Source organism: Paenibacillus lactis, from assembly GCF_017873605.1.
GTDB classification, from domain to species: domain Bacteria; phylum Bacillota; class Bacilli; order Paenibacillales; family Paenibacillaceae; genus Paenibacillus_AQ; species Paenibacillus_AQ lactis.
The window spans coordinates 22,190-34,245 of record NZ_JAGGKI010000019.1; the positions used below are offsets into that span (position 1 = coordinate 22,190).

Genomic DNA, 12,056 nt, shown 5'->3' on the forward strand with positions numbered 1-12,056 from the left:
AGGTTTTATGTCGAAGTGATTATATCATATGTTATGTTTTCCTGTCATTGCTTTTCATTTTTTTATTTTTTTGCTATAAGTAGGGTATGGAAATGAAAGGAGCGTAACGGATGGAACACTGCAAGCTTTACCAGTCTCATGTTTTGTTTCCTGAAGACCGCCGCCTGATCATCGAAGGACCTGTACCTCCCGAGCAGTTATCCAAGCTTACGATGCACCCTGATCTAAAGGCGTTTCGCCGTCCTGCGGAGCAGCATGAGGCATTGGTGGAAATTGCAGGCCTCCCCGAGGGCAGAATTATTATCACGCGGGACCGCGATAGGATTGTAGGATATGTAACCTTCCATTACCCCGATGAGCAAGAACGGTGGTCTGAAGGGAAGATGGAAGATTTAATTGAGCTGGGGGCGATCGAAGTCGCTAGTGACTATCGCTCGATGGGCCTCGGCCAGCAGATGATCAAAACCGCATTCGAGGAAGACCAGATGGAGCGGTATATCGTATTTACGACCGAATATTACTGGCATTGGGATCTTAAGGGGAGCGGCTTGAACGTATGGGACTACCGCAAAATGATGGAACGGCTGATGAAGGTAGTGGATATGGAATGGTACGCGACCGACGATCCGGAAATATGCTCCCATCCTGCCAACTGTCTTATGGTAAGGATCGGCCGACAAGTCCCGCTGTCATCGCAGGAGCAGTTCGACCGCATTCGCTTCAGGCAGCGCTTTATGTACTAAGAAACCAATATATCCCCGGGGGCTTACCCTCGGGGATATTGATTCTGCGGGCAGGTCCGCTGCGTTCATCCTAGCCTAAGCTAAGAGACCTCACGCTTCTTAAAGCCTCGACAGCATATGATTTACAATCTCGTGGGATCGCTTGGAAGCTTTCACCGTAAACTCCGGGAAATTGACGTGGGCCGAGCCGTCGGCTTTGTCCGACATCGATCTAATGACAACATACGGCACCGCATTCATGTGGCATACTTGAGCTACCGCAGAGCCCTCCATTTCCGCACACGCCCCGTTAAGCTCGCTGTACAGCATCTGCACGGTATCCCGGCTTGCGATAAACTGGTCGCCGGACAGGACTTTGCCGACGATATAATGCCCGCCCGCCAGCTCCTTGCACGCTTCCTCGGCAAGCGTTATCAGCGCTTGATCCGCCGGGAAATCGGACACCTCCTGGTAAGGGATGACCCCTTTCGAATAACCGAGCGGCGTCACATCCATATCATGCTGCATGCATGAGGACGAAATGACGATATCGCCTATGTTAAGCTCCGGGTGGAGGGCACCGGCAACACCGGTAAACACAATCTTCGACACGCCAAAGGCATCGATTAAGATTTGGGTTGTAACCGCAGCGTTCACCTTGCCGACGCCGCTCTTGCATACGACCACCTGCTTGCCGTGAATGGTCCCGGCGGCATAGGAAACGCCTGCTTTCACCGTTGTATCCTTATTCTCCAGCTGCTGCAGCAGCAATTCGATTTCTTCGTCCATGGCCCCGATCAGACCGATTACCTGTGTTGACATTCCTGTACCCCTCCGCAAATGATATTCGAAAATGCTTTCAGCAGAAAAAAGCCCCTTGATTTCAGGAGCTTTTTTTCAAATTTATGGATGCCTCGATCCGATGCATCCATTTCAAGCCTACTCGTTTACATGGCTTACCGACAGACGCAGAATCGTCTCGTGCGGCAAAATCACGCGTGGATTCTCCACATTTTCCTTTTTCATCAGTTTGGTCAGCAGCCGCATCGCCACCGCACCAAGATCATACATCGGTTGAGCCACGGTTGTCAGCTGAGGACGAACCATGGAGGCCATACGGATATTGTCCACGCTGATGATCGAGAAATCATCCGGAACCTTGTAGCCTTCATCCTGGATGCTGTGGATGGCGCCGATCGCCATCTCATCGGTAGCCGCAAAAATAGCCGTCGGCTTCTTCTTCAGCCCGAGGAAATATTTCATCGCTTCAACGCCGGATTCATAGCGATAGTTGCCAATACGGACCAAATCCTCTTGATATTCGATACCGGCAGCTTCCAGCGCCTTCTTGTATCCCTGGAAGCGGGCATAGCCGTTCGCTGGATCCTGAAGGGTGCCGCTGATCATCGCGATCTCACGATGTCCGTGCCGGATCAAGGTGTTCACCGCATCAAATGCAGCCTGCTCATGGTCGATATCTACCGACGGATAGGAGCCCTTCTCATCGCTGGTGGCACACAGGACAATCGGAACAGCGGAGGTCTGGAACGCCTGGATATGCTCGTCCGTCACGGTTCCGCCCATGAACAGGAGCCCGTCCACTTGCTTCTCGAGCAAGGTGTTAATGACGCGGATCTCCTTCTCCTTCCGCTTATCGGCATTACACAAGATGATATTATAGTGGTACATATTCGCAATATCCTCGATACCGCGGGCAATTTCCGCAAAGATCGAGTTCGAAATATCAGGGATTACAACGCCTACGGTTGTCGTCTTCTTGCTCGCCAGGCCTCTGGCTACCGCATTCGGACGATATCCCAAACGTTCAATCGCTTCGTAAACTTTCTTCCGGGTCTGAGGCTTTACGTTCGGGTTATTGTTAACAACCCGGGATACCGTCGCCATGGAAACGCCTGCTTCGCGCGCAACATCGTAAATGGTTACCGTCAAATTCCTTCTCTCCATTGCCAATAGATTTTCATTCGTTCAATACCAATTGAATTTATGATACGACAAATTACTGCTTCATGCAATGACACGGCAATTCATGCCGTTTCAATCGGGTGGTCAGCGCTTCAGTCGTAATATGGGAATGGATGTATGCCAGACTGGCGCTCCTTCTACACAAGTATAACTTGAACTTGAGGCGATTCATGTCGGATGCCAAGATCCTCTGCTGCCTGGTACGATACCGGACGGATCGCGGGTGGCCTAAGTCAAATCATAGCCATGCTGCCCGCTGGGACGCTAAAGCAAGACTGCCTTCGCTTCCCGTAGATTCACGCACACAATTGGGCATCCGGTACTATGCTTGAACAATAGCAAGGGTCTTCTATCCGTAGAATCAAGCGCGGCGCGTAATTGTTTAATAGTAGTCATTTTCGACAACGACGCCGTAGGATATACATTCCCTATCATTGTATTGAAGTTCCTACCCTCTATCCTAACAAAAAGTGCGTGAAAAATCCAACAACCACGAAAATTTTCTGAAAATTATCTGGCGAAATAGCCTGAATTTTCAGGAATCAGCGTTTTCAAAGCGCTAAGTTGCTCCAAACGTCCTTCGATTTGCTTCATCCACTCCTCATCCTTCATTCCTTGCGCACAGCAAAACAGGTCCAGCAGCATATTGATCCTTTCGTCAAAAGCCTCCCTGCAGCGTGCTTGCAGCTCTTGGTCCTCTTCATCCACCGTTGATTCATCCACGTATGTACGGAACACCTCCCGCAGAACGTAAGCCGCTTCATTAACGTCCGCGAACGAAACCCTTAGTCTCTCGGCGCCATGGCCCAGTGATGCAATATATCGAAGCAGATGCGGTTTAATCAGTGGAAGCAGCTCATACTTCTTGCAGGCCTGGCAGGAGTATACTGGTACATGGCATATTCGGATCCTTTTTTCATGAATCAGCTTTCGCAGTTCCAACCTCATCGATTGTCCGCAGTTACAGGTTTTGAACAAATCGCCCACCCCAAATCTAACAACATAATCTTTTTCAAACTCTATTGTCACAAATCTGTCACCTAAATTAGTTCTATTCGACTATCATACCAGAGATTCCTTCAAAAATGTGATAATGCTTTATTTACCAAATATGTATCCGATTTCTTGATCGGTGTGCGGACGTGACGGTTTCCATGAAACCTCAGCCGATCTTTGTTACAATGATGAAGAGATCGCAGCCTGTGCTGAAGTCAAGAGGTGCACACGGGAAAGGAGCTTATAACGATGACAAGACTATCAGGAAAAAAAGTCATTGCGCTTGTGGATGAAGAATTCGAGGATCTGGAATTATGGTACCCGGTATACCGGGTTCGTGAGGAAGGGGCCGAGGTTCATCTTGCCGGTGCCGAAAAAGGAAAAACGTATATCGGCAAATATGGCGTGCCTGCCACAGCCGAATACGGTTTCGATGAGCTGGACAGCAGCGATTACGACGGAATCCTCGTACCGGGCGGATGGGCGCCGGACAAGCTGCGCCGTTATGGCAAAGTGCTCCAGCTGGTTCAGGAAATGCATGCGGCCAAGAAACCGATCGGCCAGATCTGCCATGCGGGCTGGGTCCTCATTTCTGCCAAAATATTAAACGGCGTCACCGTCACGTCCACGCCGGGGATCCGGGATGATATGGAGAACGCCGGCGCGATCTGGAAGGATGAAGCGGTCGTGACTGACGGCCACATCATATCCGCCCGCCGCCCGCCGGATTTGCCGCCATACGGCAAGGCCTTTTGCGATGCGCTCGCCGAACGCGGGTAAGCTTCGTCCATCTATCCCTAAACACTAAAGCCGCCTGTTTCGAATGCGATTCCCTTCTTGAAAATCGCATGAAACAGGCGGCTTTTGATTATTATAGCCACGATATACTCGTTTTGATCGGCTATGCTCTAATGACTCCATTTGCTTCTATATCCCGGACTACGCTCCCTATGCCCTAAGGTTTTCCGTACGTCCGTTATAGCTTGTCCTTCGAAAAAAGAGTCGCACGATAGAGCCGGACTACGTGGAGGGAAGCTCCTATGAAGCCGAACTGTCGGTGCCGCTGCCTCCGCTTGCAAAGCTGCATCGCTCGGCAAATGTATTCAGCCGTTCCTCCACAGCCGTGTTGGTCCGCAGCTTGAAGCAGGCAGCCGCCTCCTTCTTCGCCTCCGCCGCATTGGTATTCAGAATACGGTGCTTCACGCGCAGCAGCGATTGCGGCGACATGCTGAGGTCTTTAACGCCCAGCTCAAGCCAGATTGGAATCGCCCGCTCATCTCCGGCAAGCTCCCCGCATACGCTGACCGGAATCCCCGCCTGATGCGCCGCTTCAACCGTCGTCCGGAGCATGCGCAAGACAGCCGGATGAAAGGGATGGTACATATGGGCGATCTGCTCGTTCATCCTGTCCACGGCCAACACATATTGAACCAAATCATTCGTTCCGATGCTGAAGAAGTCCGCTTCCTCCGCCAACAGATCCGCAATGGCCACCGCTGCCGGCACTTCGATCATGATGCCTACTTTGATATTCGGATCATAAGCGATGCCACGGCGGTCAAGATCCGCCATCGCTTGATGGAGAATCCCGTTGGCCTGCCGGATCTCTTCGACCGACGAAATCATCGGATACATGATTTTGACATTGCCGAAGGCGCTGGCCCGAAGAATCGCAGCCAGCTGGGTTTGAAACAGCTCCGTGCGATCCAGGCAGATCCGGATGGCGCGGTAGCCCAGGAACGGATTATCCTCCTCCGGCAGCGAGAAATAATCAAGCTGCTTGTCACCGCCGATATCAAAGGTGCGAATGACGACGGAGGACTGCCCGGCCTTCTCCACAACATGACGGTAGACCTCGAACTGCTCCTCCTCCGTCGGGAAGCTGTGGCGGTCCATATACAGAAATTCCGTCCGGAACAAGCCCACTCCTTTAGCCCCGTTCTGCAGAGCGATATCAAGCTCCTTCACCGAGCTCATGTTGGCAGCCAGGTTAAAGAACGTCCCGTCTTTGGTGACGGCATCCACCGTGGCCAGCAGCTGGAGCTGCTCTTTACGCTTCCGCTGCTCGTCGCGAATGCCTTCATAACGCTCCAAAGTCAGCGGATCCGGTTCAAGGTAAAGATGCCCTGCATCCCCATCCACAATAAGCAGCTCACCGGTCTGGATCGGCTTCTCCAGCTTGTTCTCGATGCCGGATACCATCGGGATGCCGAGGGCACGGGCCATAATTGCAGAATGGGAGGTTTTGCCCCCGGTCAAGGTGACAATCCCGAGAACATGGGACGGATTGAGATGAACCAGCTGGGACGGCGAGAGCTCCTTGGCAACCAGGATATAAGGCTGCGTGTCGGAAGGCAGCTTAACCTCCGGCGCACCGAGCAGATGCTTCAGCAGCCGGTTGCCTACATCCTTGATATCCAGCGCCCGTTCCTTCATGTATTCGTCGTCAAGCAAATCGAACATGGAGACAAAATGGTCAATCGCCTCTTTAACCGCCACTTCGGCCGCCTTGTACTGACGTTCGATGATCCCTTGGATTTCGTTCATGAACACCGGATCGTCCAGGATGGCCAGATGCGCGTCAAATATTTGCGACTCCTCGTGCCCCACCATTTCTTTGAATTCATTCTTGATGTATTCGATTTCGTTCTTGGAGGTTCGTATGCCTTCATATAGACGCTCGAACTCTTTGGCCAAATCGACGGCGTCCAATTCGGAATCCGGAAGATCCAGCTCCCAATGCGGCAATACGAAAGCCTTTCCGATCGCTACGCCTGTTGCTGCGCCAATGCCTTGTATCATGTTTCTCTACCCCCAGCGTTACTCTCATTTAATACGACGGACATGACGGATGACTGTCCTTTCTTGACCGATTTGAACGGAGCATAGCTCCAGGATCTGACCTTATCCGGATTCGTGATCACCATCGGCGTAGCCAGCGATGCGGCGTGGGCCTTCAGATACGCCAGGTCGAATTTGACCAGCAGCTGGCCGGGCTCGACCGTATCCCCTTCGCTGACGACAGCCGTAAACGGCCCCTTCAGCTGGGAGGTATCGATGCCGATATGGATCAACACCTCAAGACCATCCGGGGTGGAAATCCCGATGGCATGCATCGTCGGATACACATGCATCACCGTACCGTATACCGGAGAGACGAGCTCCCCCTTCTCGGGTATAAATGCCACCCCGTTGCCAACCAGCTTGGCGGCGAAAATATCGTCCGGCACTTCGTCAATCGGCAGCATGCGTCCTTGTACCGGAGCGCTGAACAGCACCCGCGGCAGATCCTGCTGCATCAGCTTGTTAATTTCCTCGCGGATCAGCTCGGAGTAGGTCCCGAACACCACTTGCACATTGCCCCCGCCAAGCTTGATAATGCCTGCCGAGCCAAGCAGCTTGAGCGCGTCGGAATCGATCTGGCGGTCATTATACACGGTCAATCTTAACCGGGTCATGCAGGACTGAACCTGTACAATATTGTCCTTGCCCCCCAGCGCTTCCAGAATGAGCGGCGCCTGATACGGAATATCTCCGGCCCGTCCTTCCAGAGCCGAGCCTTCCTCGCGCCCCGGCGTCGGAATTTCGAAGGTCCGAATCGCCCAGCGGAACAGAAAATAATAGACCAGCCCGTATACGATGCCGATCGGTATGATCATCCAGGCATTCTGTGACAGGTGGTAGTTGAGCACATAGTCGATGAAGCCTGCCGAATACGAAAAGCCGTGATGGATATCAAACATGTACGTAAGCACCATGGCGAAGCCCGCCATCAGTGCGTGCAGCACATACAGATAAGGAGAGGCGAATAAAAACGCGAACTCGATCTGCTCCGATACCCCGGTCAAAAAACAGACGAGGGCCGAACGCATAAACGTTTTCTTTACCTTCGGCTTTAAATCCTCGCGCGCCTCCTGGATGATTGCAAATGCGATAGCCGGCAGCGCAAACATCATGATCGGAAACAGTCCGGCCATGAAATCGCCTGCCGTCGGATCGCCGGCGAAGAACCGCGGCAGATCCCCCTGAACAATCGTGCCGTCACTGGTCTCGTACGTTCCAAGCTGGAACCAATATACATTATTCAGCAAATGGTGCAGGCCGAATGCCGTAAGCACCCGGTACAGGATGCCGTACAGGAACAAACCGAAAGCGCCCATATGCACCGTCAGCTCGTAGAAGGAGTCCAGACCGCGCTGCACGATCGGAGCCATCCCCAGCATGAACCATGCGAACACGGCGGAGAACAGCCCCATGAACAACAGCACGAAGCGGGATCCTCCGAAGAATTGGATCGCCTCAGGCAATTTAATATGCTTGAAGCGGTTATAGACATATCCGGATAGCACACCAAAAATGATCCCGATCAAGGTGGAGGGCTGAACGCCTCCATCCCCCAGACGGGAAATCACCTGATCATATATAAACATGCCGGCCAGAGCCGCAAGACCTGCAGGCCCTCCCTGGTTCGAGAGCCCCCAGGCAACCCCGATGGCAAATAAATACGGCATATAATAAAACACGCCGTGTCCCGCCGCTTGGGCAATCTCGCCCAAAGTTCCGAAGCCCCAGGCCGCCCACGGCAGACTGCCCACGCTAAGCAGGAGAGCTGCGGCCGGAAGCGCCATTGTAGGGAGCATAACGGCTCTGCCCAGCTGCTGCAACGATCCCAACCAATTCAAGGCGAGCCCTCCTTTCTATCCTTGATGGTAAGCGTTCCACCTCTTTTTGTCAAAAAGAAAACCGCACCCCCACACGAAAAAGCAAGTCCTGCTTGATCGAACCAAAAACAATCAGGATTCGCGATTGTGCCGCATCCTTGACTGCCGGTTACTCTCTCGCAAGACTTGCCCTTCTTCCATCCACTCGAAATAAAAAAATTATTTGCCGCGCAGGGCGATCGAATCCTCTACCTTAATGCAGCGGTCCATGACCGCGATCATGCCGTTCTCCTCGGCGATCGCTGCCGCCTCCTCGCTGATGATGCCCTGCTGCAGCCAGAGCACTTTGGCGCCGATCTCTGCAGCTTCCCGTGCCACGTCGGCGCAATATTCGCTCCGCCGGAATACATTCACGATCGTTACAGGCTCCGGTATGTCCTTCAAGGAAGGATAGCATTTCTCCCCAAGAATTTCGTCTGCTCCGGGATTTACCGGAATGATCCGGTACCCCCGGCTTTGCATAGCCGCAGCTACCATATGGGAAGTGCGGTCCGGGCGGTCGGACAGGCCGACTACGGCGATGTTGCCTGCATTTTTCAAGATATCCGCAATTTGCTCGCGGCTCGGATTTTCAAATGCCATGGGATGGTTACCACCTTTCGGAGTTTTTCGAATGGCTCTTTGCTACCCTTATTTTACCCATTCCACATCGGCCCCAAGCGCCTTCAGATGATCGAAATACTGCGGGTAGGATTTGGCGACATGATGCGCGTCCCGAATTCGCAGCGGCTGCTTGGAGCGAAGCCCCACCACCGTCAAAGCCATAATTACGCGGTGATCATAGTGGGCATTAATTTCGACACCGCCCTCGACGCCTTCCGGACGGCCGTGAACGATAATCTCAGCTTGACGTTCTTCCACATTAGCGCCTGCCTTTCGCAGCTCCGTCAAATAATCCGTAATTCGGTCACATTCCTTGTACCGAAGATTCTCAACATTGTAAAAACGGGAGGTGCCTTCAGCAAACACGGCGGCCGCCACCATCGCCAGCACCGCGTCCGTCGCCGTGTCCCCGTCAAATTCCAGCGCTTTGAGCCGCCCGTTCCCTTGGACGCGCACATTGCCGTTCTCGTGCGTAAGAGGAACCTGCATCATGCGGAGCACGTCGATGATCGCGCGCTCCCCTTGCTTGCTGTCCTCCGCGAGGTTGCGGATCGTTACGTCCGATTCCGTTACTGCTGCTGCGGCAAGGACTGCGGCGGAACCCGGATAGTCGCCTTGAACCGTGTAGATCTGCGCTTTGTAGGACTGGCCGCCCGGAACCCGGAAGAACATGTAGTCCTCGTCCGCATGGATCATAATCCCGGCCTGCTCCAGCACTTCCAGCGTCTGACCGACAACCACCTTCGACTTCAGATCCCCGGTCACCGTAATCTCGCTGTCCTCGGCAAGCAGCGGCGTCAGGAACAGCAGGGCGCTCAAATACTGCGAGCTGACCTCGCCGGAGACGGTAATGCGTCCGCCCTTCGGGCTGCCTCCGCGAATCGTGATCGGCAGCTTCCCGTCATTATGCTCCACCTGTACGCCCAGTTGCCCGAGCGCATCGATCAAGTCATCATGCGGACGCTTCCCTAGCGATTCCGGATATGTGTTTACAAACGTAACCTCTTCGGACAAAGCCGCTACGCCCATTAAGAAACGCAGCACCGCTCCGGCATTCCCTACATTCAATTCCTTCACGTTTCGCGGCGATTTGCCGAAGCCGGTAATGACCGCCTTCTCATCGTCCTCCTCGAGGACGGCTCCAAGATCTTGGATGCAGCGTCTCATCGCATCGCTGTCCTCGCTGTGAGCCGGATAATAAACCGTGCTCGTTCCTTCGGCCAGCGCGGCTGCAAGCAGGTAGCGCGTCGTGTAGTTTTTGGACGACAACGCCCCGATCTCGCCTTGTAGTTTGGGAGTAGGCCTTACAATGATATCCATAATATGTATCTCTCCTTGTATATAGTATAGCGCTTGTACGCTGTTTTCCAAATGATCCTAAGGCAGTCGATTGACAGAGAAATCGCCGCTTGGTTATCATTGTTCATATCACTTTTAAATTTTCCGGCGGCCCGTTTGCTCGGGACGTTATCATTTTGCAGAAAAGAGGTCAACTGATGAAACCGATTCCCCAGATGGAAACTTCTGAGCTTAGACGCCGTCTTCACAACGGCGAGCAAGTGTACATGATCGATGTCCGGGAAGACGAGGAAGTGGCAGCCGGCATGATCAACGGCGCCAAGCATATCCCGATGGGCGAAATCCCCGCCAGGCTCGATGAGATCCCTCGAAATGAAGAGGTCGTCATTATATGCCGCAGCGGCGGACGCAGCCAGCATGTGTGCGAATTTCTGAGCCATCAAGGAATTCATAATGTGATCAACCTGAAAGGCGGCATGCTTCAGTGGCATGAAGAGGAGTAGCCGCTCATTGTCTGCAGGAAGGCGGGGGAAGCTACAGTTTCCCCCGCCTTGTTGTCTCTCCCGCTAGAACACTTCACATTTTCCCTGGAACAGGCTCTTTATCATCCGACCAGCACTGATCATCTTAGCCGCGGTAATGCATTAAAATCTCAGCCGCGACTTCATCCGCCGTCAGCCCTGCGGTATCCACCATCAGATCGGCAAAACGATATTTATCGGCTCTTTCCATTAGGATGCTCTGCACTCGCTCCTCTACATTGCCCGCAAGCAGCGGCCGGTTGGCATCGCCCCGGACCCGTTCCACAATCGTATCGGCATCCGCCGTCAATGCGACGACCCAGCCTCCCCGCTTCATCGCCTCGCAATTCTCGGGACGGAGCACCGCTCCCCCTCCGGTAGCGATGATCTGGCTCGTCCGATGCAGCACCTCGCGAAGCGCCGCCGTCTCGATATCCCGGAAACAGCCCTCTCCGTCCGCTGCGAATATATCCGGAATGCTTTTACCGGCCATTCTCTCAATCTCGGCATCAAGATCGACCAGCGAATAGTTCAGATGATCGGCGACGAGACGCCCTACGGTTGACTTCCCCGTTCCCATCATCCCGATCAAGATGATGTTCCCGCTCCTTGTATTCAATGCTACACCCCATTTGCTGCTTCACTATAAAGTTGTTCATATCATACCATAGCCCGAAAACTTTCGACAATGGATCTGACTTACTGGCTTACTGGCTTACTGAACAACACGCCGCTTTAGTAAGGGTAACTGATAAATCTAACAGAAAGTCTAGTTTGGACATCCGGATCATATACTGAAATGGAAGAATACAAGAATGAAAGAAAGGAGGAACCGCGTCCATATGTCCGACCACCGTTCCTCGATCGCTTCGGCGCCCTTGCGTATCCGCCGGATCCTCGATCCCTCCTATCCTCTATGCAGAGAGGATGTGGTTTGGGTGCTGCATTTTGTACAAAAAAAAGTGGCTTCGAAGGATCCAGCCCTGCTGGATCTTTCAAAGCCACGATTGCTGCAAAACTTCTACAGCTATTGCGAAGCCGCACTGCTCCTGTTCGGAAGCGGAAGCCATGTCCACGCCCAAAGCGGCGACATTCGCACTTGCCTGCTGGAGGCCATGCACGGACTTTCGGAGCTGCAGGAGGCGTTAGCCCCCTCTCCGGTCCGCAAACCTCAGCTTCTCCCTCCGGCGGAGGAGGGGAATTGACCTCCT

13 protein-coding genes are annotated in these 12,056 nt (G+C 53.3%); 4 read left to right on the forward strand and 9 right to left on the reverse strand.

The window, feature by feature from the left end; genetic code table 11:
• The first annotated feature begins 110 nt into the window (after positions 1-110).
• Positions 111-743, forward strand: coding sequence for a GNAT family N-acetyltransferase (locus J2Z18_RS24890; RefSeq protein ID WP_007129620.1), 633 nt, complete (start codon positions 111-113; stop codon positions 741-743).
• Between the two features lie 99 nt (positions 744-842).
• On the opposite strand, the gene J2Z18_RS24895 is transcribed toward J2Z18_RS24890, so the two are convergent.
• The 4 genes from J2Z18_RS24895 to J2Z18_RS24910 all read right to left on the reverse strand — a co-directional run bounded on the left by J2Z18_RS24895 (position 843) and on the right by J2Z18_RS24910 (position 3,653).
• The gene (locus tag J2Z18_RS24895; protein ID WP_210095532.1) at positions 843-1,544 is read right to left on the reverse strand and encodes a 5'-methylthioadenosine/adenosylhomocysteine nucleosidase; all 702 of its coding nucleotides are present in this window, start codon (positions 1,542-1,544) and stop codon (positions 843-845) included.
• Between the two features lie 117 nt (positions 1,545-1,661).
• Positions 1,662-2,672, reverse strand: coding sequence for a catabolite control protein A (ccpA, locus tag J2Z18_RS24900; protein ID WP_007129617.1), 1,011 nt, complete (start codon positions 2,670-2,672; stop codon positions 1,662-1,664).
• Between the two features lie 170 nt (positions 2,673-2,842).
• The gene (locus tag J2Z18_RS30950) at positions 2,843-2,923 is read right to left on the reverse strand and encodes a monothiol bacilliredoxin BrxC family protein (protein WP_232239316.1); all 81 of its coding nucleotides are present in this window, start codon (positions 2,921-2,923) and stop codon (positions 2,843-2,845) included.
• Positions 2,924-3,215: 292 nt separating this feature from the next.
• Positions 3,216-3,653: a hypothetical protein gene (locus J2Z18_RS24910; protein ID WP_244152689.1), complete on the reverse strand. Its 438-nt coding sequence runs from the start codon at positions 3,651-3,653 to the stop codon at positions 3,216-3,218.
• A 297-nt stretch (positions 3,654-3,950) separates the two neighbouring features.
• On the opposite strand from J2Z18_RS24910, the gene J2Z18_RS24915 reads away from it, so the two are divergent.
• Complete coding sequence (locus tag J2Z18_RS24915; RefSeq protein WP_210095533.1) at positions 3,951-4,481, forward strand: type 1 glutamine amidotransferase domain-containing protein; 531 nt, start codon at positions 3,951-3,953, stop codon at positions 4,479-4,481.
• Positions 4,482-4,739: 258 nt separating this feature from the next.
• Here J2Z18_RS24915 and ptsP read toward each other — a convergent pair whose 3' ends face one another.
• From ptsP to aroA, 4 genes are all read right to left on the reverse strand, one after another.
• Positions 4,740-6,503, reverse strand: coding sequence for a phosphoenolpyruvate--protein phosphotransferase (ptsP, locus tag J2Z18_RS24920; protein WP_210095534.1), 1,764 nt, complete (start codon positions 6,501-6,503; stop codon positions 4,740-4,742).
• Positions 6,500-8,383, reverse strand: coding sequence for a glucose PTS transporter subunit IIA (locus tag J2Z18_RS24925; RefSeq protein WP_007129613.1), 1,884 nt, complete (start codon positions 8,381-8,383; stop codon positions 6,500-6,502). The genes ptsP and J2Z18_RS24925 overlap by 4 nt, the downstream gene beginning before the upstream one ends.
• 198 nt (positions 8,384-8,581) lie before the next feature.
• Positions 8,582-9,004: a CoA-binding protein gene (locus tag J2Z18_RS24930; RefSeq protein WP_007129612.1), complete on the reverse strand. Its 423-nt coding sequence runs from the start codon at positions 9,002-9,004 to the stop codon at positions 8,582-8,584.
• A gap of 48 nt (positions 9,005-9,052) precedes the next feature.
• Positions 9,053-10,345: a 3-phosphoshikimate 1-carboxyvinyltransferase gene (gene aroA, locus J2Z18_RS24935; protein ID WP_210095535.1), complete on the reverse strand. Its 1,293-nt coding sequence runs from the start codon at positions 10,343-10,345 to the stop codon at positions 9,053-9,055.
• A 176-nt stretch (positions 10,346-10,521) separates the two neighbouring features.
• Between aroA and J2Z18_RS24940 the strand changes: the two genes are divergently transcribed.
• The gene (locus J2Z18_RS24940) at positions 10,522-10,827 is read left to right on the forward strand and encodes a rhodanese-like domain-containing protein (RefSeq protein WP_007129610.1); all 306 of its coding nucleotides are present in this window, start codon (positions 10,522-10,524) and stop codon (positions 10,825-10,827) included.
• Positions 10,828-10,951: 124 nt separating this feature from the next.
• Here the strand turns inward: J2Z18_RS24940 and J2Z18_RS24945 are convergent, their stop codons facing one another.
• A complete protein-coding gene (locus J2Z18_RS24945) occupies positions 10,952-11,464 on the reverse strand; it encodes a shikimate kinase (protein WP_028405209.1) in 513 nt (170 codons plus the stop codon).
• A gap of 223 nt (positions 11,465-11,687) precedes the next feature.
• Between J2Z18_RS24945 and J2Z18_RS24950 the strand changes: the two genes are divergently transcribed.
• A complete protein-coding gene (locus tag J2Z18_RS24950) occupies positions 11,688-12,050 on the forward strand; it encodes a hypothetical protein (protein WP_007129608.1) in 363 nt (120 codons plus the stop codon).
• Positions 12,051-12,056: the final 6 nt, after the last annotated feature.